Below are 23169 nucleotides of genomic sequence, written 5' to 3' on the forward strand. Positions count from 1 at the left end.
GAAATCAAGTCCGTTTCATTTCAAAACACCACCTAATAGACTGTATTTCAATTAATTCAAAGAGTGATTAGTCCACCTTAACGGGACAGTAGTGATAATAGTTATTTATTGATTTTCAAGCCAGTTTGCAGAGACAAAAAGGGCTTCCTAAGAATTTAGGAAGCCTAACTTTTAAATCGAAAAATCAAAGATGACAGGATGTCATTCTTGTTTCGTTTAATATTATATAGACTGGTAATTGTGAGAACTATTCTATAAATATATCTCTTTCTTGGCCGCCGCAAGTGTGTTTTTCATCAAGGAGCAGATGGTCATGGGACCAACACCACCTGGCACAGGCGTGATAAAAGCGCACTTGGGAGCTACCTCGTCAAACTTCACGTCGCCATTGAGGCGAGTGCCACTCTTCTTTGTGGCATCTGGCACACGTGTGGTGCCCACGTCTATGACGGTCGCACCCTCCTTGACCATGTCGGCCGTGACAAAATCAGGACGACCAATGGCAGCGATGATGATATCGGCCTCTCGGCATTCTTCTTTCAATGTGGCCGAGTGCGAGTGGCAAACGGTCACCGTGGCATCGCCGAGATGCTTTTGCATCATCAGTTGGGCCATAGGCTTGCCCACTATATTGCTACGCCCCAATATCACACATTTCTTGCCAGACGTCTCTATCTTGTAGTGTCTCAACAGCGTGAGAATACCCAATGGGGTGGCCGAAATGAAACAAGGCAAACCGATAGCCATGCGCCCCACGTTGATGGGGTGAAAACCATCCACATCTTTACGATAGTCGACAGCCATGATAATTTTCTGCTCGTCTATGTGTGGGGGCAGTGGCAATTGCATAATGAAACCGTCAATGTCATCGTCATGGTTCAGGCGGTCAACACATCGAAGCAGTTCCTCCTCAGTAACATCGGCATCATAGCGTATGAGCGTGGATTTAAAGCCACACTGCTCGCAGGCTATGACCTTGTTTCTGACGTAGGTTTCTGACCCTCCATCGTGTCCCACCAACACAGCGGCCAAATGGGGTTGCTTGCCACCGTTGGCCATAATGTCGCTCACCTCTTGGGCTATTTGTTTCTTAATGGCGGCCGCAGTGGCCTTTCCGTCAATCAGTGTATAAGCCATGTCTTTATGTGTTAAGGTTTTAAGGTTTACATTCCTGGCATTTTTGGCATGCCGCCTTTCATGTCTTTCATGCGCGACATCATCGATTTCATAGAGTTTCCGGTGACCATTTTCATCATCTTGCGCGTTTGGTCAAACTGTTTCACCAATCGGTTCACCTCTTGGATAGAAGTGCCGGAGCCTTTGGCAATGCGCATGCGACGGCTTTGGTTAAGCACCTCGGGGTTGGTGCGCTCCTTTGGTGTCATGCTCTTGATGATAGCTTCGATGCCCTTGAAAGCATCGTCGTCGATGTCCACATCCTTGATAGCCTTGCCCACACCGGGTATCATTGAGGCCAAATCTTTCAGGTTGCCCATCTTCTTGATTTGCTCTATTTGGCCAAGGAAATCGTTAAAATCGAACTTGTTCTTCTGTATTTTCTTTTGAAGGCGTTTGGCTTCGGCCTCGTCAAACTGTTCCTGAGCACGCTCCACGAGCGACACCACGTCGCCCATGCCTAATATGCGGTCGGCCATACGCTCTGGGTGGAACACGTCAAGCGCCTCCATTTTCTCGCCAGTACCAATAAACTTGATGGGCTTGGTCACCACCGTGCGTATGGACAAGGCAGCTCCGCCACGAGTGTCGCCATCCAATTTGGTAAGCACCACGCCGTCAAAGTCGAGTCTGTCGTTGAACTCCTTGGCCGTGTTCACAGCGTCTTGTCCTGTCATGGAGTCGACCACAAAAAGCGTCTCGTCAGGATTTACGGTCTTCTTGAGCGAGGCTATCTCGTTCATCATCGCCTCGTCTACTGCCAATCGTCCTGCGGTATCAATGATCACCACATCGTATGATTTGGCTTTGGCCTCCTTGATGGCGTTAAGGGCTATCTCGTTGACGTTCTTGTTACCCTCCTCGGTATAGACAGGTACGTCCACTTGCTGTCCCACCACCTTGAGCTGTTCTATGGCAGCGGGGCGATACACGTCGCACGCCACCAACAAAGGATTTTTCTTCTGTTTGTTTTTTAAGAGATTAGCGAGCTTGCCACTGAACGTGGTCTTGCCCGAACCCTGCAAGCCCGACATAAGGATGACAGCTGGGCGCCCCTCCAAACGGAGCGGGGCCGCCTCGCCTCCCATGAGCTTGGCCAACTCGTCGTGAACAATTTTCACCATGAGTTGTCCGGGCTTCACGGCCGTGAGCACGTTCATACCCATAGCCTTTTCTTTCACGGTGTCGGTGAAAGTCTTGGCAACCTTATAGTTAACATCCGCGTTGAGCAATGCCCGCCGAATATCCTTAAGGGTCTCCGCGACATTGATCTCTGTGATTTTGCCTTCGCCTTTAAGAATTTTGAACGAACGTTCTAACTTGTCGGATAAATTCTCGAACATAATTTTGCCTTGCTAAATATTTATAGTGTTAACGTGAAAAGCGTGCCTTATGACATAAGACACCATGGGATGCTGAACGCAAAGGTAGCCAATTATTCAAAAAATCATGCAGATAATAGTATGTTTTTACAATAATTAATTTTTTAACGAGTAGGTCACGGTGGTCACCACACGCACCTTTTTGATATAAGGGGTGTTCTGGTCGCGGTCGTTAATGGAGAACTGGCCTTGGTCGGCGCTTACAATCTTGTTGAGCTCAGAGTGCGAATTTTTGGCAAACTGATTGGCGGTGGCTTCCGCATTGGCAATGGCTTCCTCCATCATCTTGCCTTTCATGCGCTGGAATGACACGTACTCATACACTATTTGCGAGTTGTAATCGCCCTCGACAATGGCTATACCTTGCTTGAGAAGCTCTCCTTGCCGGGCTATGATAGCCCGCACCTGCTTGACATTGCGCGAAGTGACGGTAATGGTAGATGTTATGTTGTAGCGATAAGGCATGCGACTGGACGAATACCTGTCGGCGTTTGTGTCTACCACCTTGGGGGCGTTGAGTTCCATCTCGCTCTCTTTGATACCATTTTTTAAAAGAAACGCCTTGATGGCTTGCTGTTTTTGGGCTATGTGATCGTAGAGTTGCGGCAGATCGTCGCCCAACTCTTGAAACACCACGGGCCACGTCACTTTGTCTGCTTGCACTTCACGCTCGGCCAAGCCCTTGACGGTTACCTTGCGGTCTTTGTTAGCAAAATCGTTGATACCCCACCGTATGCATAGTCCTAACGCTATAATTCCGACAGCGATAATCGCCGCTTCGAAAATTCTGCTGTATTTCATCATTGTATGATAAGTTGTTGATTTTTCCAAAGATACGTATAAATATGGTTGTCTACAAATATTGTTATTGTTTTTTAACGTGAAAATAGCCTCACGCCTTGACTGTCTGCCGAGGACAGATAGTTTTTGCGAGATGCCATCTTACAGGTTACAATCATCCGGCGCGACAAGTCTTAACAGCGTCGCGCACGTTGCCTCCAACTGTCTATGGCATTTTCATCTCCTACCAACGAGTTAGAACAAAAGGCCAAAGAGATAGACAGCGAGCCTAACAAGCAACACGATGAGCACAATGAAAAGCACGATGGCGGCGGCAAAAAACCACGCCTTGCGTTTCACCTCGCGCACCACGTCTTGATCATCATATACAAAGCCCTGAACCAAACGCATGTTGCGCACGTAGGAATGATTGAAAACATCAAGGACATCGCCCACGAAGAAAGGCAAAAGGCCCTTCACCGCGTCTAACATGGCATTGTATATCACGGCTAAGGTGAGTGGAACCGATTTGACCACACATAGGCTGAACCACACGAACGGCAACACCATAATAGATGAGATGAGATCGCCCCAGCCACCGGGAACCAAGCCGAGCAACGGGTCCAAATAATAGCGGTCCATGATCTTGGCTATGCGATCCATGATTTTATATGACCAAGTGTTGACCACTTTGTACCGTCGAGCAATTTTTTCGTTGCCTAATGTGATGTCGTCTTGATTCGCAGTATTGTTTATTTGTCGTTTCTCCATTGTCTTTTTTTTATTTTTTATGTGCAGCCTACGACTGCATGTTCGGCCCACGTTTACTTTGTCTGAACATGCCCCATGCCTCTATCTGTCACCTGCGCACACACTTATAAACGTATTAAACAGGGATTTCGTTTCATGCAACCAATAGAAAAATACGATTGACTGTTGTTTTTCACCGCAAAATTGACCCTCGCCCTTAATAAAACCCTGTTGAGGAGCATGGTTGTCACAATGGCCGCCACGACGTTTTTTTGCGGCATAAACTATCCATCACGAAACGAAAAGATTAAAAAACCAATATCAGATATACAAAATTGCTAAATAGACAACAACTGTCTATTTAGCAATTTGAATGCGTGCGCCTGACAGGAATCGAACCTGCACGTCTCGCAACACCAGATCCTAAGTCTGGCGCGTCTACCAATTCCGCCACAAGCGCATTCGGGATGCAAAGGTACGCATAAAATTTTAAAACCCAAGGGAAAGGTCCAAAAATATTATGGGGCGACCGTGCGAATTTTCCTCTTCGCCAATACATTCCGCACCAAACCATGCCCGGGTGCACTTATAACTTCATAGTAAGGGCTATGCGATGGCGTCGACGATCCACCTCTAACACCTTGACACGTACATGCTGGTGAAGTTTGACCACGGTGTTGGGGTCTTTCACGTAATGGTTGGCCATCTGCGATATGTGCACAAGGCCGTCTTGGTGCACGCCGATGTCCACGAACGCACCAAAGTTGGTGATATTGGTGACGATGCCGGGTAGCTCCATGCCCGAGACAAGGTCGTCGGGGGTCTTGACCCGCGGGTCGAACTCGAACGTCTCAAGCTTGTCGCGCGGATCGAGCCCCGGCTTTGCCAGCTCGGACATGATGTCACGCAGCGTGGGCAGGCCCACCTCGGACGTCACATAGCGTTCTATTTCTATTTTGTCACGCAATGAGTTGTTGGCCATTAAGTCGGCCACGGCACAACCACTGTCGTCCGCCATTTGCTCAACCACGTGATAACTCTCTGGATGAACGGCACTGGCGTCCAATGGGTTTTTGGCGTGAGGCACGCGCAAGAAGCCCGCGCACTGCTGAAAGGCGGCCGGCCCGAGGCGTGGCACCTTCTTGAGTTGTGCCCGCGAGGCGAACGGCCCATTATCCCGTCGATAGTCGACAATATTTTGCGCCAACACCGGGCCAAGCCCACTGACGTATGTAAGCAAATTCTTGCTGGCGGTGTTGACATTCACGCCCACCGAGTTGACACAGAGCAGGACAGTCTGGTCAAGGCTGCTTTTGAGCTTGCCTTGGTCCACATCATGCTGGTACTGCCCCACCCCAATACTCTTGGGGTCTATCTTCACCAGCTCAGCCAATGGGTCCATGAGCCTGCGCCCTATGCTCACAGCCCCCCGCACGGTCACGTCTTGGTCAGGAAACTCCTCGCGCGCCACCTCCGAGGCAGAATACACGCTGGCTCCATCCTCACTGACCACATAGGTATCCACACCCTCTATTCGCCGCAATATATCGGCAGCCTCGCGAGAGCCAGTGCCATTGCCCACAGCTATGGCCTGCACACCAAACCGCCGGGCTATCTCCTCAAACCGCCGCAAGGGCGCACTCGCACCATCTTTGAGACGCTCGGCCTCGCGCCCCACGGCAAACACCACGTCGTGGTGCAACAAGTTACCTTGCGCGTCGAGCACAGCCACCTTGCACCCCGTGCGTATCCCCGGGTCTACGCTCATCACCCTGACCTGTCCCAATGGTGGAGCGAGCAACAGTTGGCGCAGATTCTCGCTGAACACCTTGATAGCCTCGTCGTCAGCTCGCTCCTTGCTCATGGCGGCAAACTCGTTTTCTATCGATGGCCTTATCAACCGTTTGTACGAATCTTCCACAGCCTCGTCCACCAAGCCTTGGCACGCTCCTGCCCCATGCACCCAATAGCGGCGCAACCTGTCCACGCACTCGTCGTCGTCCACGGTTACACTCACCCGCAGCACACCCTCAGCCTCGCCGCGCCTCATGGCCAGCAAACGGTGAGAAGAGCAATGCCTAAGTTCCTCGCTGAAAAAGAAGTAATCGGCATATTTCTGCGCTGCGTCTTCGTCTTTCATCTTTGGCACCACCCTCGAGATGATGGTGGCCTCGCGCCTGAACACCTTACGTACGCTCTGTCGGCTGCCCTCACTCTCGCTGATTATCTCGGCGATGATATCTCGTGCACCTCTCAACGCGGCCTCCACATCAGGGACTCCCTCTTTTACAAAGCGCTCAGCCACTTGTCTCGGATCTCGCTCGCGCTGCGCCAAGATAGTTTGCGCCAGCGCCTCCAAACCCAACTCACGCGCCACTTGCGCCCTTGTGCGCCGACGTGGTTTATAGGGCATATAGATATCTTCTATCTCCGTGGCGTTCCAACTGCTCACTATACGTTGGCGCAACTCATCGGTGAGCTTGCCCTGCTCTTCTATGGTCTTGAGCACGGTGTCCTTTCGTTTTTGCAGTTCCCTGAGTCGCTCGCTCAAGTCGCTGATGGCGGCCACTTGCACCTCGTTTAAGTTTCCGGTGGCCTCCTTGCGGTATCTGCTAATGAACGGGATGGTGCACCCAGCCTCCAAGAGGTCCAGCGTGGCATCCACCTGCTGCGTCGGAATGTTAAGTTTCTGCGAAATGTAAGGAGTGAAAATGTTCATTGTAGTGGTGATTGAAAAGTTGTTCTGCCATGTAAAAAGGTTATTTCATGGGGGCGAGTGCCGCTGCCTACCAGCCTTTTCGCAGCCTTTCTCGCGCAGTCTCTATCAAAGTGTCGCGCCCTCGCGCTACATCATTTGCGGATAAGGATACCTTGACATCAGGGGCCATGCCATTCTCAACGCTGCGTTTGTCCTTGTCGTACATAGGACAGGCCGAGAAACGCACTATCCATCCATTGGGCAACTCGCTCGAAAATGGCAAGCCGGCGCCTCCGCCGGTCATGTCGCCCACCACCATGACATTAGGGCAACATCTCATGTACTTCACAAACTCGTTGGCGGCGGAGTACACACGGCGGTTGGTTATCACCACCACCCGTTTCTGCCAACGCACCCCCTTGGCTGGTTTGAGACGTTGTTCCATCAATGGCGAGAAGTCGCGGTGCCCCTTGCCCGTCTTGTGACACATGTATCCCACGCGTATCTCCTCGTTGGTGAACCTCGCGGCCAACTTCTCCGCAGATGTCACCATGCCTCCCCCATTCTGCCTTACGTCTATGATCAGGCCATTACATGGTGCAAGATATGTCAAGATTTGGTCAAGCGTGCCGTCGCTTATGGGATTGGCAAAAGACGAGCAAGTGATATATCCCACGTTATCGTCCAGCACACGATAGCGAAAACCGTTGGCCACGCGATAGTCTGTCTTAAGATAATTGTCCACAATTTCACTTGCATAGTTGGCTGGATAGTTTTCGTGAAAGCCCCAGTAACGACCCATGTCAAATGAGGTGAAGAGGTTAACGTGCCCATCCTTAAGTTCGGCAAGCATGCCGCCCAAGACCTCGAGCAGCTGGCTGTCTGTCATTCCTCTATCCACCCGCTGGGCATACTTGACACGTATAGCGTTCCAGTCCACGCTCTTTTCCTCGAAAAAACAATAATGCTCGTCCATTATTTTCCACAAAGCCTCGAAGTTGCCACGTGGATTGTTGTCGAACTCTTGCTCCTTCACACACCCGAGGAGGATTGCGCAGAGCAAGGGCACTATATATATAAGGTGTGATTTTCTCATCGTTTTGGTTTTGTCTTGTCCTCACGAGCCTTTCACTACGGTCAAAATTTCCATCCCACCATCACGCTATGTGTGTATTGATGGTATTTAAGGCTGTTTGCCTCAAGCTGCCTGATCTCTCCTATATAGCCCACACATAATGTTGCGCGCCACAACTTGAAATCCAGCAACAGTTTGTTGCTCCATTGCAAACCGCTGAAAGGCGAGGTAACCACGATGTTGTGGTCGTAATTGCCCAATGTGAATATTTCGTAATAAGACTGCCCGAACTGTGGCATGAAAGCCAAGCCCACGAGTGGCATGTGCGCCTCATAGCTCAGATTAAGCGGCCTGCGCCCACGACGTATATTCCACTCCACGCCCGCCGACGGATCTATGGCGAGCGCCATGCGCGCTTGCGCTGGGTTGTTGGTGTTATGGGTGTTGTAAGTGCCGCCGACAGTGGCATCCATGAAACCGCCTGCTTTCAAGGAGACTCTCGTCCCGGCGAGGCTCCAACTGTAATGCCAGCCAAATAAAATATTGTACATAGCCGTGAACATTGAGTTGCCGTTGCCCCGTGTACCAGCCCACGACACCAGCGCATGGCTTTCCATCTCGCGAGACACACTACTGCCCTTGCGTCGCCACTCCGACCGCGCCACATAGCCAACCTCAGTTCCTCTGAAAGTCTCTTGCGAGAGATAGGTGTCCAAAAGATTGGTGTGCCCCACCGCTATCAGACGCATGCGTTTCAGCGTTATAGGAGCTTTAGACACTCTCACGGTGTCTGTTTGCGCTCCGCAAGAGATACTTGCCATGAGTGCCAAGCCCACGGCCAAAGTCATCCATCTATGGTTGTTATTTGCCCAACTCATCATCATTAAACAGACTCAGTTGTCCTGTCATCTCATCAATAATCTGCTGTTTGGTTTTTCCCGCGTCGGGGTCAAGATTTTCGGTTTCTGCCCCGTCGTCATCGTCATCCATTGTGGCAGTTTGCATGTTGCTTTCAAGTTGACGTGTCGGCTCAAGCTCTTCCACCTTGTCTACAGTCCAAATACAAATTCGCTTACCCTTAGCCTTAAACCCTTTGACCCCGACAAACTGCTCGGCATCTATCTCCAAGTCGGCTCGTGTGGCATCGTCGCCACCAAGGGCTACACGCAAACGTGGGTAAGCAGTATCGGTGAGCAGCAGTGGCACGCTCTCAGGGTTGTCTCCCAAATAGTTTTGATGGCGCCGGGTCGCCTCCATCATAAATCTCTTCACATAAGCATACCCTTCATTGTCGGCATCCAAGAGCACTGCTGTCCATATTTTGGTGGGATCCCACTTCTCTATTACCTTCAATTCATGTTCATAATGGTTATTCACGTCAAAATCAGTGATGTAAAACTCTCCATTCTCCAGCACCACCAAGATGCTGTCACCGTCGTTAAACTCACCCAGCAAGCGTCCGTGCTCCTCGTAGTTGATGCGGCGAACGTCGGAGTCGAACCACACCTTGCGCCCACCAAGCGTAGATCGGCCGTGACTTTTGAGCGTCACACGATGCACGCTTCGCTTAGTCAGAAGGTTACCTTTGGCCGTTCGGCTCTTGATACCTATCTCCGAAAAATCTTTCTCAAGAAATATATTTTGGCGTTTCTTTTTAGGATCCGGGTCGAGAGTCACCTTAATTGTCTCTGCCTCGCCATTAGGATTGGCCGAGAAATAGAGCACGCGCGAACCCGCTTTGCCCTGCGTCACGTCGTATTCACGGTCGCGTGTCATGCTGGTAACATTGAAACGCTTGATATAGCTCGGCCCCGTTTTTCCGTCTCGGTATACCACATTGTATATAGTGCGCCTGTCATTCTTGTTAAACACCTGCACCCACAATATGTTCTTGCCCACGAATATCTTGTCGGCCACCCTCAATATCTTGTATTTGCCGTCGCGATAAAAGATGATGATATCGTCCAAGTCAGAGCAGTTGCACACAAACTCATGCTTCTTTAACCCTGTTCCAACAAATCCATCCTGCCGATTGATATATAGCTTCTCGTTGGCCTCCACCACCTTGGCAGCCTCTATATTGTCAAAACTGCGTATCTCTGTTTGTCGCGGATAGTCCTTGCCATAGGTGCTTTTAAGATGCTTGAACCACGCTATAGTCACATCGGTCATGTGGGCCAAGTCGTGTTCCAGCCCCTTGATCTCGGCTTTCACCTTCACCAAAAGTTGGTCGGCCTTATCCTTGTTGTATCTCAAGATACGCTGCATCTTTATTTCCAACAGTCTCAGGTAGTCTTCTTCCTTGATGTCGCGTATGAGATCTTTCTTGAACGGCTCAAATCTCTTGTCCAAAAACAAAAGCACGGCTTTCTGGTTGGCAGCCTGCTCAAACTTGGGCTCCTTGTACATGCGCTCCTCTATGAAGATGCGTTCCAACGAGGCGAAGAACAATTGCTCTTCCAACTCACCCTTGCGTATCATCAGTTCGGTGCGCAGCAGGCCCATAGTTCGGTCCACACTGTGTTTGAGCACGTCGCTCACGGTCAGGAAAGCGGGCTTGTCGCCGTCTATGACGCAACAATTGGGCGAGATGCTAATCTCGCAATCGGTGAACGCATAGAGCGCGTCGATGGTCTTGTCAGGTGACACGGCGGCGCTGAGCTGCACCTGTATCTCCACGTCGCGGGCCGTCATGTCTATGACACGCCGTGCCTTGATCTTACCCTTCTCGATAGCTCGCGTGATGGAGTCTTGTAGCGAAGCAGCCGTCTTGGTATAAGGAACCTCCTTAATGACCAATGTCTTGCTGTCCAACTTCTCTATCTTGGCACGCACGCGCACCGTGCCTCCGCGCTGACCGTCGTTGTATTTGGACACGTCCATGGCTCCACCCGTGGGGAAGTCAGGATAAAGTTCAAACTCCTGTCCCCTGAGATAGCTCACCGCCGCGTCACAAAGTTCCACGAAATTGTGAGGCAATACTTTGCTGCTCAGGCCCACGGCGATACCCTCAGCTCCCTGCGCTAACAGCAAGGGAAACTTCACCGGTAGCGTCACCGGCTCCTTGTTGCGGCCGTCATAGCTAAGTTGCCACTCCGTAGTCTTGGGATTGAACACCGTCTCCAAAGCAAACTTGCTCAGCCGCGCTTCTATGTATCGGGGCGCAGCAGCACGGTCTCCGGTGAGTACATTTCCCCAGTTACCCTGCGTGTCTACCAACAAGTCTTTTTGTCCCAGTTGCACCAAGGCATCGCCGATGGAGGCGTCGCCGTGAGGATGAAACTGCATGGTGTGCCCCACAATGTTGGCCACCTTGTTGTATCGGCCATCGTCCATGCGTTTCATGGAGTGGAGTATGCGCCGCTGCACAGGCTTTAGGCCATCCTCGATATCGGGAACCGCACGCTCCAAGATTACATACGAGGCATAATCCAAAAACCAACTCTTGTACATCCTGCTCAGATGGTGAACGGCGGAGGCGTCAAAACGATCCACAGGCTTGTAGCCCAACGATTGCTCCACTGTGTCATCAAGCCTCTCTGGCTCATCAAGATGTATGACTTTGTCTGCGTTTTGTGATGTTTCTCCTTCTTGAATATCCAATGTTTTGTCGTCGCTGTTGTCGTCTTTCATTTCTCAGGTTGTGTAATCAGTTGTGAAGATGGGCACAAGGTACCTCTTCACGCAAAGTTAAACATTTTTTGTCCTAATATCCTCGCTTTGTCGTTTTTTGTACGTGCGTACGACATTTCAGATACTATCATCCACGACAATGGTGGTCGGGGCAATCAAGATAACACTGCATTTTCTCTACGAAGTCGGACAAATTTACCCCATCCACGAAGCAATGGTCCACGTACAGCCCCACGGGCATAACCCATCTGCCCTCACGTCGCACCGCCTTGCCCACGTTCATCAAAGGCCAGTCGCTACCCAATCCGGGTTTGTGAAAAGTATAAGTCACGCTCGAGAAATAGAGCCTTGGTGTGGCGGAGATATTCACCACTCCCGTGTCGCCGCGCTCTATCAATGCCCTGTTCACACCATAGGGGTCACCATCCTTGGGGATGTTGGCCATCGTCTCTTTAGCCTTTTTGTAAAATTCATCATAGTTTTCCACGTAACCAATCAGCACCGTGTAAAACGTGCCACCCTCCACGGCCACTGGCACAGTGGCGCCCATGCTGTCGTACCAGCACACACCATCGCCGTCGGGCCTGTAGCCAAACTCCTTAATCTCGTTGGCCGCCCTGAGCATAGCATACAAGTATCTGATGAAAAATGATTTGTTCTCACGCCTGCACTCCTCCATGGCCACTGTGCAATCCACCTCAGAGGTCACGCTATACCAACTGTTGGCAAACGTTCTCATAAAATTCCAGTTGTCACGCCGTGACCACGTGTTCAAATTCACCTTATGTTTCATGGTCTATTTGATGTTTAACATTGGGCGTAGCGTCTTCTTCGCGCGTGACATAACGCTTCCAATAGGCTATGAGCAGCGTGGTGAGTGGCAATGCCACTATCAGGCCTATAAAGCCCAAGAGCACGCCCCACACGGAGAGCGACAGCAACAAGATAGCAGGGTTCAGCCGCATGGTCTTACCCAATATCTTTGGAGTAAGCACGGTGTCTGATATAAGCTGGCAAATGACAAACACTGCCATAGCCAATCCAAACACCCACCAGAAGTTCTGTCCCGTGTCAGCAGCCTTGAGCATGGCTAAAAACGCCGTGGGAATGAGTGCCAAGGTATGCAGGTAAGGCACCAAATTGAGAATGCCGATGATAACCCCCAAACCGATAGCCATAGGAAAATCGATGATCGTGAAGCCTATACAGAACAATATACCCAAACACAATGACACCAAACCCTGTCCGCGAATGTAATTGTTCAACTCGCGCTCCACGTCTACCATCAGTTCTTGCCAGAACGGACGGTTGCGCTGGGGGAAAATCTTTATCCAATTGTTGGTGAGATACTCATAATCCAACAAAATGAAAAACATATATAATATGGTGATGAGCGAGGCCACCACACTCAGCAGCACGCTCGCCGTCTGACCCACTATGCTAAACACCTTGGGCGTGGCTTTCTGCAACAGGTCTCTGAAATCCTTACCGCGCAAAAACTCTTCGATAGACTCGCGGTTCTCGTTGATGCGCTGCTGTATCCAGCTGGTGATATTGTTGGCGTCAGTGCTCTGCTGCAACCAGTTGTTCAAGATGTTGATGAGCAGTTTAAACTGGTCTAACATCGGCGGAATGATGAGCCACACTATCCCACCTATTACAACGAGCAACGCCAAAAGCGTGATAAGAATGGCGATGGCGCGCATCTTGACATGCAACTTGTCTTCCACGAATTTTACCACAGGAAACAACAGGTAGGCGAAAAGCCAAGCTACGAAAAAAGGTAGCAACACGGTGCTGAGGTAGTTCACCAAGTAAAGCACGGCAAAAACTATGAGTATTGCACCCACCCATCGCACCAATTTGTCCAAAGTTATCTCTTTTTGCATATTTTTATTTTAAAAAAGTTATCTTCCATACCTATGCTTTGACACAGGATTTCTCTCACATGGTTCGCGCTCATCATTGCTCCACGCTGTCAAACAAATTTCCCGAAAGCGCATTGAGCCGGTCGGCCTCCACAGCCTTTTGGAAACACGACCTACACAGAGGCTCATACTCTGATTTCTCGCCCAACATCACTTGCGACGTCACGTCTACCAATCGATGGCTGCCATAAGCCATTGAGCCACATTTCACGCAGATAGCGTGCACCTTGGTCACATCGTCTGCCACAGCGCACAATAGGGGAATGGGGCCAAATGGTTCGCCCCTGAAATCCATATCCAATCCAGCCACTATCACGCGAACACCACCATTAGCCAGCGTGTTACATACCCCCACCAAGTCAGCACCAAAAAATTGGGCCTCGTCAATGCCCACCACATCGTGGCCGGCACAATGCTCCAAGATGGCAGCTGCGTTTTGCACCGGCGTTGACCTGATGATATTACGGTCGTGGCTCACCACATTTACATCCGAGTAGCGAGTGTCCATAGCGGGTTTGAAGATTTCTACCTTTTGCTTGGCAAACATAGCGCGTTTCATACGACGGATAAGCTCCTCGGTCTTGCCCGAGAACATGGAACCGCACACTACTTCTATTCTTCCGGGTAGGCGGTTTTCGCCCGTATAGTTTTCTATCATAGCATTTGCAAAGATAACAAAAGAAACGAATTGTAAGCTCACCGCACTAATATTTTTTTTATCTTACTTAAAAAATGTAAAGAATTTAGATTTTATTTTGATGGTGAGTAATATTTATCTATATTTGTCCGGAATTATGGGTATATTGTATATAGTGCCCACCCCGGTAGGCAATATGGAAGACATGACACTACGTGCCATACGTGTTCTGAAAGAGGCTGATATGATTTTGGCCGAGGATACCCGCACGTCGGGCATTCTGCTCAAGCATTTCGGGATTAAAAACCGTCTCATGTCACACCATAAATACAATGAGCACGGGACAGCGGCGACAGTGGTAGATTGGCTCAAGGCTGGCCAAACCATAGCCCTCATCAGCGACGCAGGCACGCCGGGAATAAGCGACCCAGGATTCTTTTTGGCGCGCGAGGCGGCCCAAGCGGGCGTAACGGTACAAACATTGCCCGGTGCCACAGCATGCGTACCGGCCTTGGTATCTTCGGGGTTGCCTTGCGACAGATTTTGCTTTGAGGGCTTTCTGCCACAGAAAAAAGGACGCAACACCCGGTTGAGAGAGCTCGAAGAGGAGACGCGCACAATGGTGTTCTATGAGTCGCCCTATCGATTGCTAAAAACTCTCACGCAGTTTGCCGAGGTCTTCGGAGCAGAGAGACAAGTGAGCGTTGCAAGAGAAATATCCAAAATACATGAGGAACATGTGCGAGGCACAATCCAAGAAGCCATAGAGCATTTCACACAGACAACCCCGAGAGGTGAGATTGTCATCGTGCTGGCTGGTAATACAACTATCAAAAATAAGTCTAAGCAATTTTAAAATGACTAATTATGAAAAAGACTTTGCTATTTTTCTTCGCTCTGACGCTACTCGTCACTGCGGGATGTAAACAAAAAAAAGAAAACCCAACGGATTACAGGGCATTGGAGCAGAATGATTCTTTGCAGAAAATCATTGACCAGCGTGACAATGAGATCAACGACATGATGAGCACCATGAACGAGATCCAAGATGGTTTTCGTGAGATTTCTGAGGCTGAAAACCGCGTAAACCTTGCCAAAGACGGCGAGGGGGCTAACAAGACACAGCAGATCAGGGAGAACATTAAGTTCATTTCCGCGCGCATGCAACAAAACCGCCAGCTCATCGCCAAACTGCAAAAGCAGCTTAAGGATAGCAAATTTAAGGGTTCGGAGATGGTAAAAACTATCGAGGGTTTGCAGAAACAGCTTGAGGAGAAAGACAAACAGATGCAACAACTGCGTGCTGAGCTTGACGCCAAGGCTATCCATATCACGGAGCTTGACGAAGCTATCAACAACCTCAACAGCAATGTCTCAAATCTTAAGCAGGACAACGCACAGAAAGACAAGACCATCAGCGGACAAGACGCACAACTCAACACCGCTTGGTATGTCTTCGGCACCAAGAAAGAATTGCGCGAGCAGCGCATATTGGTGGATGGCAAAGTGCTGCAATCCAACTTCAACAAGAGTTATTTCACGAAGATAGACATCCGCTCTTTCAAGAGCGTTAAGCTCTATTCCAAGTGGGCCAAGTTGCTCTCCATGCACCCATCCAGCAGCTACACGCTCACCCGTGACACCAACAACCAATACGTGTTGACCATCACCAACGCAGAGATTTTCTGGAGCACCAGCAAGTATCTCGTCATACAGGTGAAGTGACGCCATGCACAACACACTACTCTCAATTCACAATTTAAACCGAGACGCATCCTTGATCAGGTTTAATATGTGATTGTAACTATTAAAAAATTAGGCCCCGAAAAGTCAAAAGCATGACAAAGAAATGTCGCTTTTGGTTTTTCGGGGCGTTTTTATCGCAAGAAGTTTTAATTCTAAATTATTCACAAGCCCATCAACCCACCTAAACTCAGTATTGATGCCAAAGTGCTTCCACACTCAGGCTTAAGCCAGGCAATGTTAATTCAAGATTTACAAATCTAAAATATACGTGGACGCTTGTTCCTAATCAGGTTTAATCTCTGGTTATAAACCTGTTTACGATTGGCACGAAGATCGCGCCATCCACCTGTCAATTGTGCACCAAGGTGCCTATGTCCTCGCCGTCCATCACCCGTTTGAGGTTGCCAGGCACGTCCATGTTAAAGACGTAGATGGGAAAATCGTTCGACTGGCACATGCAGATGGCCGTGAGGTCCATCACCTTCAAGCCTCGTTCTATCACTTCACGGTAGGTGATGTCGGCAAACTTCTTGGCCTCGGGGTCTTTCTCTGGGTCGGCCGTGTACACGCCATCCACGCGCGTACCTTTGAGCATCACATCGGCCTCAATCTCTATGCCGCGCAGCGAGCTGCCCGTGTCTGTGGTAAAATAAGGGTTTCCGGTGCCAGCCGAGCATATGCACACCTTGCCTGCCTCGAGCGCCTCCACGGCTTTCCATTTGCTGTAAAATTCGCCAATAGGCTCCATCCTGATAGCCGTAAGCACCTTGGTCTTCACGCCTATAGACTCCAACGCCGAGCTGAGGGCAAGCGAGTTTATCACCGTGGCGCACATGCCCATTTGGTCACCCCTCACTCTGTCAAAACCTTTTTGGCTGCCACTCAGGCCCCTAAAAATGTTGCCACCGCCTATCACGATACCTATTTGCACGCCCATGTCGTGCGTTTCCTTGATTTGGCGGGCGTAGTCAGCCAGCCGCCCAGCGTCTATGCCGTAGCCCTGATTGCCCATGAGGCTCTCGCCCGAGAGCTTCAACAATATACGTTTAAATCTTGCCATAGTTTATGATATGATAAATTCCACTTCCTTGAAAGCATAGGCGCGCATGCGTCCGTCACGGTCGCGCAATATCAGTTGACCGTCGTCCTCAACCTCGACAATAGCCGCCTCGAAGATGCCGGAGGCATCCCGGTAGGCATGAAAGCCACCAAGCCTGTAGAGACACGAGGTATAGTCCTCCGCGATGGCACCATACAGTCCACGCTCGCCCATCTCGAGACGCTCGTCAAAACGCCGCACTATATCGTGTTCTATCGCCTTACAGTCCATCTCGCGACCGGTTATCTGGCGAAGCGACACGGGATTGGGCGCGTCACTCACGAAATGTAGCTGGTTCACGTTAAGCCCCACGCCCACCACGCAGTCCTTCAGTCGGCCCGCGCTCAATCTGTTCTCTATGAGTATACCGCATATCTTGCGATCGTGGTGGTATATGTCGTTGGGCCATTTCACGCTGAAGCCATCGGCAAAAGTAGCGAGCGTGTCGCGGATGGCCAGCGCGGCGCACTCCGAGATGACAAACTGCCTGCGGGCGGCGAGCCATGATGGGCGACAGTACATGGAGAACAACAGATTAGCCCCACGTTCGCTCTCCCACTTATTGATTCCCTGCCCACGGCCGTCACGCTGGTACTCAGCGCTCACCACCACCATCCGCATGGGCTGTCCGTCGATCAAAAGGCCGTCACAGAGATGGTCCATGCAGTAGCGGTTGGTGCTGTCGGTCTCGTCCAGTTCCACAAAACGTATGCCGTCGTCTGTTTTTTTCTTCTTAAACAAGCAATGGATTGAAAGCATCTTCTATATGATTGATTTGAGGATTGGTATCTCCCTCGCTACCAACAATCGCGACAATGTCAAATCGCAAGTCGTCCACGATGTCGAGCGTCTTGACATATTCATCGGCAGCGCGGCCTATACGCCGCATTTTTCGCATATCTACAGCATCCTCCGGTGCTTGCGACACATCGTCCTCGCGCGTCTTTACCTCCACGAACACCACGGCACGGCCGTCGGGCGTCTTGCAGATAAGGTCTATGTCTGGCTTGCCACGGCCGAAACGCCAATCACGCTCCATGATCACGTATCCCCGTTCGGCCAAATAGCGGGCTGCCACCTGCTCACCCCACAAGCCCAAATGGTTGTGTTTTGCCATAACATCATGTATATATGATGCAAAAGTAGCGGTTTTATTCCATATCGCAAAACGATCTCGCCATTTTTGCCTCGCTTGCCGCCATGGGCGATAACGAGTGTTGGAAACGGCATGGACCATTCACATTAGTAAGAAAACCAAAGCCGATCGATAAAAAATGACAAAAACAACGCTTTCTTGATAATTTTACATTATCTTTGCATACCAAATTCCATCCATGTTCGAAGGCACGACATCGGTGCATGGAAAGCAAATATATGAACCTCCGTATTAAAAAACTTGACATATTCATTCTCCGCCAATTCGGCCTTTTGTTCGTAGGAACTTTTTTCATTTGTCAGTTTGTACTAATGATGCAGTTCCTGTGGAGATATGTCGACGAGCTTATCGGCAAGGGGCTTTCGCTGGAGGTCATGGCACAATTTTTCTGGTATATGGGGCTTATGCTCGTGCCACAAGCACTGCCATTGGCCATTCTGCTAAGCTCGCTCATCACCTTTGGCAATCTCGGCGAGAGCTCCGAGCTTACCGCCATCAAGGCTGCCGGCATATCACTCATGCAGACATTCCGCTCGCTTATTGTCGTCACCATTGTCATTTGCCTGTGCTCTTTCTATTTCCAAAACAATATCGGCCCACAGGCTAACATGAAGCTCACCCAGTTGCTGGTGTCCATGAAACAGAAGAGTCCAGAACTGGAGATACCCGAGGGAGTGTTCTACGACGGTATACCCAACTGCAATATCTACGTGCAAAAGAAGGACATGAAGACAGGGCACCTCTATGGCATCATGATATACCGCATGACACAAAGCTACGAAGACGCCGCCATCATCCTCGCAGACTCAGGCATGTTACAATCCACGGCCGACAAAAAACACTTGCTGCTCAGCCTGTGGCAAGGCGAATGGTTTGAGAACATGCAGTCACAACAATTCGCTGGAAGCGCCGCCGTGCCTTATCGCAGGGAGACTTTCATCACCAAACAAATCATTCTCGACTTCGATGCGGGCTTCAACATGGCCGACGCCGCCATGCTCTCAAACAACGCGAAAGGCAAGAGCCTCGACCAAATAAACCATGCCATCGACTCTATCACGCACGTCAACGATAGCTTAGGCTCTGTGTTTTACGACGAGGCAAAACGATCTTATTACGCCATGCCCCACCTATCCAAGGCAGACTCGGCTCGAGCCGTCAAGCGTGGGCGCACTCCTGCCTACAACATTGACAAACGATGGGAAAGGCTAAAGGTAGACCAAAAACGCCAAATCGTTACCGACGCGCTCGGCAATGTACAAAACCAAGTGAGCGAACTCGACTTCAAAAGCATGCTCACCAAAGACAACGAATGGATCATTCGCATGCACTACATAGAGGCCATCAACAAGTTCACTCTCGCCTTCCAATGCCTCATCTTCTTCTTTATCGGTGCGTCGCTTGGCGCCATCATTCGCAAAGGTGGTCTCGGCGTGCCTGTTATCGTGTCGGTATTGGTCTTTATCGTTTATTACATCCTCGACAATTCAGGCTATCGCATGGCCCGAATAGGCGACTGGTCGGTGTGGTTTGGCAAACTATTGGCACCAGCCACGCTTACCCCGGTAGCGATATTCGTGACATACAAGGCCTACAACGACTCCATGGTGTTCAATGCCGACCTTTGGGTCAGCATGTTCAGACGATTGCTTGGCCTGCGCACCAAACGGCACATTGTCGCTAAGGAGGTCATCATCACACAGCCCCATTACGAGCAAGCGTGCGCCACGCTGCGAGACATCAGCCATGATATCACAGCTTACGCCCAAAAACACAACTTAATCTCGCCACCCAATATCATCAACGTATTCTTCAGATACCAGCCCGACCACGAGATAGCGCGCATCAACGCCTTGCTGGAACAAACAATCGATGATCTCGCCAACACCCGCGACATGCAAGTGCTGCACCTCATCAACCAATACCCCATACTCTCTGTAAAAGCGCACACTCGCCCATTCGAGCGCAAATGGCTCAACATTCTCATGGCCATCGTAGCCCCATTAGGCCTGTTTTTATACATCCGCATGTGGCGCTACCGACTGCGATTGCTGCACGACCTGCGCGCAATCAGGGAAAACACCCAAAGGTTGACGAGCTACATCGAGAAAAACATCAAATCCAAAACATAAATACCCCATAACTTATATTCAACATGACAGATATTAAGATGAGCAGCGTTGAAGACGCGCTCCAAGATTTCAAAAAAGGAAAATTTGTTATCGTCGTAGACGACGAGGATCGAGAGAACGAGGGTGACCTCATCATCGCTGCCGAGCTTATAACCCCGGAGAAAGTCAACTTCATGCTCAAAAACGCCCGCGGCGTGCTCTGCGCGCCCGTCACGCTCTCAAGGGCACGCGAGTTAGACCTACCACATCAAGTGCAAAACAACACATCCGTACTTGGCACACCGTTCACCGTGACCGTGGACAAACTCGAAGGCTGCACCACTGGCGTGTCCGCCCATGACCGGGCAGCCACCATCAAGGCTCTCGCAGATCCAAATTCACGCCCCGAAACCTTCGGCCGACCAGGCCATATAAACCCCCTCTACGCCCAAGACAACGGCGTGCTGCGCCGCTCGGGCCACACCGAGGCCACCGTGGACCTATGCAAACTGTCTGGACTGCAACCCGTGGGCGCACTCATGGAAATCATGAACGAGGACGGAACCATGGCGCGACTGCCCCAGCTCAAAGAGAAAGCGCAAGCATGGGGCATCAAGCTCATATCCATCAAGGATATCATAGCCTACCGTCTACAACGCGAGACCATCATTGAGGTGGGCGAGGAAGTGGATATGCCAACCGACTATGGACACTTCCACCTCATACCCTTCAGGCAAAACAGCAACGGCATGGAGCACATGGCCCTCATCAAGGGACAATGGACACCCGACGAGCCAATACTCGTACGCGTACACTCGTCATGCGCCACCGGTGACATCCTCGGCAGCCTGCGCTGCGATTGTGGCGAGCAGCTGCACAAGTCAATGCAGATGATAGAGCGCGAGGGCAAGGGCGTGGTAATCTATATACAGCAAGAGGGACGCGGTATCGGACTGATGAACAAGATTGCTGCCTACAAACTGCAAGAAGAGGGATTGGACACCGTCGACGCCAACATCCACTTAGGCTTCAAACCCGACGAGCGAGACTACGGTTGCGGCGCCCAAATGCTGCGGCATCTCGGCGTGCACAAAATGCGACTCATGACCAACAACCCCACCAAGCGCGTGGGCTTAGAGGCCTATGGGCTGGAAATTGTCGAGAACGTACCCATTGAGATCACGCCAAACCAATACGACCTGACCTACCTGCGCACCAAGCGCGACCGCATGGGGCACGACCTTCACCTATAAGACAAAACCTACACGTGCCACAAAGTACGGTTTGCGGAGCTACCGCGCAGGTCTGGCCATACCGCCCAGGCCTGTCAACTAACATTGCGTACACATCAAAAAAGCCATGCCTACCGCATGGCTTTTTTGTTAAAGATCAATCGCGAAGCCGACAAGCGGCGGTTGTTATATATGTGGGCAAGCCACATTTACCGACCGAATGCACGGCATGGCACGCGCGGAGCTACTTCTTGAGCACTTTGACGGTCTTGCCATCGCTCGTGCGCACAATGTTAATGCCCTTGCCAAGAGCGGGCTGAAGGTGCCCGTCCATGGAGTAGATGGCTTTGGTCTCGCAGCCGTTCTCAACGTTTGCGCGCGCTATGGAGGCAGTTTTGTCTGGCACAATGACAACGTTTTGAGCTTTGCTGCCGTCTGCCGTGGCTACGAACTTGCCAAACTCGTTTCCGTCAATCTTGCCACCATCGGGCGACTGTATCTTGCAAGCTGTGAGAGTGATGGAGCTTAGTTTGTTCACGGACGTGGCCTTCAGGGTGGCATTTTTCACCACGAGGTGGTTATTTTTGTCTTTCTCGTCACCCATGCTCCAACCTTCCAACCTGCGATCCATATCCACGGTGCAGCCGTCAATGGTCAGTGTGGCGTCATGGTGTAGATACACGTCGGTAAATCCTGCGTTCACCTTGAGAGTTCCGCCGCCAGTGATGGTGGTCTTAGAGTTCATGAGACGGACACCCTCCGAGGAGGTGGCCCTGATATCACTGCTTCCAATCAGCTTGATGGTAACGTCCAAGCCGCTAACCAAAAGCGTGTTGTCATATGCCATGCTGTTCTCGATCTTGGCGTTGTCCAGCGTGAGAGTCTTGGTCGTCGCGTTCCAGCTCACATTGCCCGATTTGAGCCATACCCCTGTGAGCGTGGCGTCATTGGTTATATTTACGTCGTTGCCATCAATTTTGAGTTGTTGTGCGTCGATGCGCCCTGTCCACAGCGTAGCGGCAATAATCAGCAAAAGGGTGTGTAAAGTTTTAAATTTCATAAGCGTAATTGTTTAATTGATAATAAAAATATTCGTAAAATAGTAAATGGGCGTAAACGCGATTTAAGCCCGCCCATTAAGAAGCCTTGTCAGGCTTTACGTTTTATGTCAAGCTCTAAAAGTCAATTGACGAGTGGGAACAGCAAACCACGCCACGATGTCATCTCGTATTTGGGACAAAGATGGATGCCCATGAGCGGCAAGGTGCAACGCATGTTGTTTTAATGTTGTATTTGCTGGCGATTTTGGACGTAACCTTAAACTGAGACCCAAGGTTCGCCTTCTTGCTTTAAAATTTCGACCACTTTTCATTTTCGTGTTTTGTGCCGTCCTGCTTTGGGGCAAGCTTCATTGGCAAGCTACACATATAATATATATGTGGTAAAGACAGGAAACTGGTTGCTATACTTTGTCGCACTTTATCCATTTGTGACGCAAAGGTACATTTTTTTTTAATTATTCGCTTTTTTAGCTTTTATTTTTTTGCACTTGCTGGTTGACGCTGCGATGGAGTCAAATTGCTCCATGACCCGAAAATAATCCCCCAAAAGGAGTGAGTCTCTCAGATTTAATTTGTATCTTTACCATGTCTATCGTCGGATTCTCTTGTTTTTTTTGCAACACTAAGATAAGTGAAAATTCTGACATGGCAAAATCCTGAGCAACTTTTTGTTGCTCAGGTACTTAAAAAGTTTAATTTATAATA

19 protein-coding genes and 1 tRNA gene are annotated in these 23169 nt (G+C 50.2%); 4 read left to right on the forward strand and 16 right to left on the reverse strand.

The window, feature by feature from the left end:
- Positions 1 to 252: 252 nt before the first annotated feature.
- From folD to C7379_RS02830, 12 genes are all read right to left on the reverse strand, one after another.
- Complete coding sequence (gene folD / locus C7379_RS02775) at positions 253 to 1137, reverse strand: bifunctional methylenetetrahydrofolate dehydrogenase/methenyltetrahydrofolate cyclohydrolase FolD (RefSeq protein WP_116615925.1); 885 nt, start codon at positions 1135 to 1137, stop codon at positions 253 to 255.
- A 26-nt stretch (positions 1138 to 1163) separates the two neighbouring features.
- The gene (ffh, locus tag C7379_RS02780; RefSeq protein ID WP_116615926.1) at positions 1164 to 2519 is read right to left on the reverse strand and encodes a signal recognition particle protein; all 1356 of its coding nucleotides are present in this window, start codon (positions 2517 to 2519) and stop codon (positions 1164 to 1166) included.
- Between the two features lie 135 nt (positions 2520 to 2654).
- Positions 2655 to 3359, reverse strand: coding sequence for an SIMPL domain-containing protein (locus C7379_RS02785; RefSeq protein ID WP_116616029.1), 705 nt, complete (start codon positions 3357 to 3359; stop codon positions 2655 to 2657).
- Between the two features lie 234 nt (positions 3360 to 3593).
- The gene (locus tag C7379_RS02790; protein ID WP_116615927.1) at positions 3594 to 4109 is read right to left on the reverse strand and encodes a DUF4112 domain-containing protein; all 516 of its coding nucleotides are present in this window, start codon (positions 4107 to 4109) and stop codon (positions 3594 to 3596) included.
- 357 nt (positions 4110 to 4466) lie between these two features.
- Positions 4467 to 4548, reverse strand: a tRNA-Leu gene (locus C7379_RS02795).
- 126 nt (positions 4549 to 4674) lie between these two features.
- Positions 4675 to 6807 carry a Tex family protein gene (locus tag C7379_RS02800; protein WP_116615928.1) on the reverse strand — a complete coding sequence of 711 codons (2133 nt, stop codon included), beginning with the start codon at positions 6805 to 6807 and terminating at the stop codon, positions 4675 to 4677.
- 67 nt (positions 6808 to 6874) lie between these two features.
- Positions 6875 to 7882, reverse strand: coding sequence for a S41 family peptidase (locus C7379_RS02805; RefSeq protein WP_116615929.1), 1008 nt, complete (start codon positions 7880 to 7882; stop codon positions 6875 to 6877).
- 41 nt (positions 7883 to 7923) lie between these two features.
- On the reverse strand, positions 7924 to 8709 hold the full coding sequence (locus C7379_RS02810) for a DUF3316 domain-containing protein (RefSeq protein WP_243406692.1): 786 nt from the start codon (positions 8707 to 8709) through the stop codon (positions 7924 to 7926).
- A 13-nt stretch (positions 8710 to 8722) separates the two neighbouring features.
- A complete protein-coding gene (locus C7379_RS02815) occupies positions 8723 to 11494 on the reverse strand; it encodes a DNA gyrase/topoisomerase IV subunit A (RefSeq protein WP_116615930.1) in 2772 nt (923 codons plus the stop codon).
- Positions 11495 to 11621: 127 nt separating this feature from the next.
- Complete coding sequence (locus C7379_RS02820) at positions 11622 to 12287, reverse strand: CatA-like O-acetyltransferase (RefSeq protein WP_116615931.1); 666 nt, start codon at positions 12285 to 12287, stop codon at positions 11622 to 11624.
- A complete protein-coding gene (locus C7379_RS02825) occupies positions 12277 to 13383 on the reverse strand; it encodes an AI-2E family transporter (RefSeq protein WP_116615932.1) in 1107 nt (368 codons plus the stop codon). The genes C7379_RS02820 and C7379_RS02825 overlap by 11 nt, the downstream gene beginning before the upstream one ends.
- Before the next feature lie 73 nt (positions 13384 to 13456).
- A complete protein-coding gene (locus C7379_RS02830; RefSeq protein WP_116615933.1) occupies positions 13457 to 14080 on the reverse strand; it encodes a thymidine kinase in 624 nt (207 codons plus the stop codon).
- Positions 14081 to 14216: 136 nt separating this feature from the next.
- On the opposite strand from C7379_RS02830, the gene rsmI reads away from it, so the two are divergent.
- Together rsmI and C7379_RS02840 are read left to right on the forward strand one after the other, a co-directional pair.
- Positions 14217 to 14915, forward strand: coding sequence for a 16S rRNA (cytidine(1402)-2'-O)-methyltransferase (gene rsmI / locus C7379_RS02835; protein WP_116615934.1), 699 nt, complete (start codon positions 14217 to 14219; stop codon positions 14913 to 14915).
- Between the two features lie 11 nt (positions 14916 to 14926).
- The gene (locus C7379_RS02840) at positions 14927 to 15784 is read left to right on the forward strand and encodes a Cbp1 family collagen-binding glycoprotein adhesin (RefSeq protein ID WP_116615935.1); all 858 of its coding nucleotides are present in this window, start codon (positions 14927 to 14929) and stop codon (positions 15782 to 15784) included.
- A 370-nt stretch (positions 15785 to 16154) separates the two neighbouring features.
- Here the strand turns inward: C7379_RS02840 and pyrH are convergent, their stop codons facing one another.
- From pyrH to C7379_RS02855, 3 genes are read right to left on the reverse strand one after another with little or no spacing between them, the layout of a single operon-like run.
- A complete protein-coding gene (gene pyrH / locus C7379_RS02845; RefSeq protein ID WP_116615936.1) occupies positions 16155 to 16865 on the reverse strand; it encodes a UMP kinase in 711 nt (236 codons plus the stop codon).
- A gap of 3 nt (positions 16866 to 16868) precedes the next feature.
- Positions 16869 to 17663 (reverse strand): biotin--[acetyl-CoA-carboxylase] ligase, encoded by a 795-nt coding sequence (locus tag C7379_RS02850; RefSeq protein ID WP_116615937.1) that lies wholly within the window; start codon positions 17661 to 17663, stop codon positions 16869 to 16871.
- Entirely contained in the window at positions 17638 to 18021 is a 384-nt protein-coding gene (locus C7379_RS02855; protein ID WP_116615938.1) for a YraN family protein, read from the reverse strand. Before C7379_RS02855 ends, C7379_RS02850 begins: the two co-directional genes overlap by 26 nt.
- A 257-nt stretch (positions 18022 to 18278) precedes the next feature.
- Here C7379_RS02855 and C7379_RS02860 point away from each other — a divergent pair, with 257 nt between their 5' ends.
- Both C7379_RS02860 and C7379_RS02865 read left to right on the forward strand, forming a co-directional pair.
- Entirely contained in the window at positions 18279 to 20192 is a 1914-nt protein-coding gene (locus tag C7379_RS02860) for an LptF/LptG family permease (protein ID WP_116616031.1), read from the forward strand.
- Between the two features lie 23 nt (positions 20193 to 20215).
- The gene (locus tag C7379_RS02865; RefSeq protein ID WP_116615939.1) at positions 20216 to 21424 is read left to right on the forward strand and encodes a bifunctional 3,4-dihydroxy-2-butanone-4-phosphate synthase/GTP cyclohydrolase II; all 1209 of its coding nucleotides are present in this window, start codon (positions 20216 to 20218) and stop codon (positions 21422 to 21424) included.
- A 223-nt stretch (positions 21425 to 21647) separates the two neighbouring features.
- On the opposite strand, the gene C7379_RS02870 is transcribed toward C7379_RS02865, so the two are convergent.
- Entirely contained in the window at positions 21648 to 22463 is an 816-nt protein-coding gene (locus C7379_RS02870; protein WP_116615940.1) for a hypothetical protein, read from the reverse strand.
- Positions 22464 to 23169 lie beyond the last annotated feature (706 nt).

The organism is Hallella colorans, assembly GCF_003096815.1.
Lineage (GTDB): Bacteria > Bacteroidota > Bacteroidia > Bacteroidales > Bacteroidaceae > Prevotella > Prevotella colorans.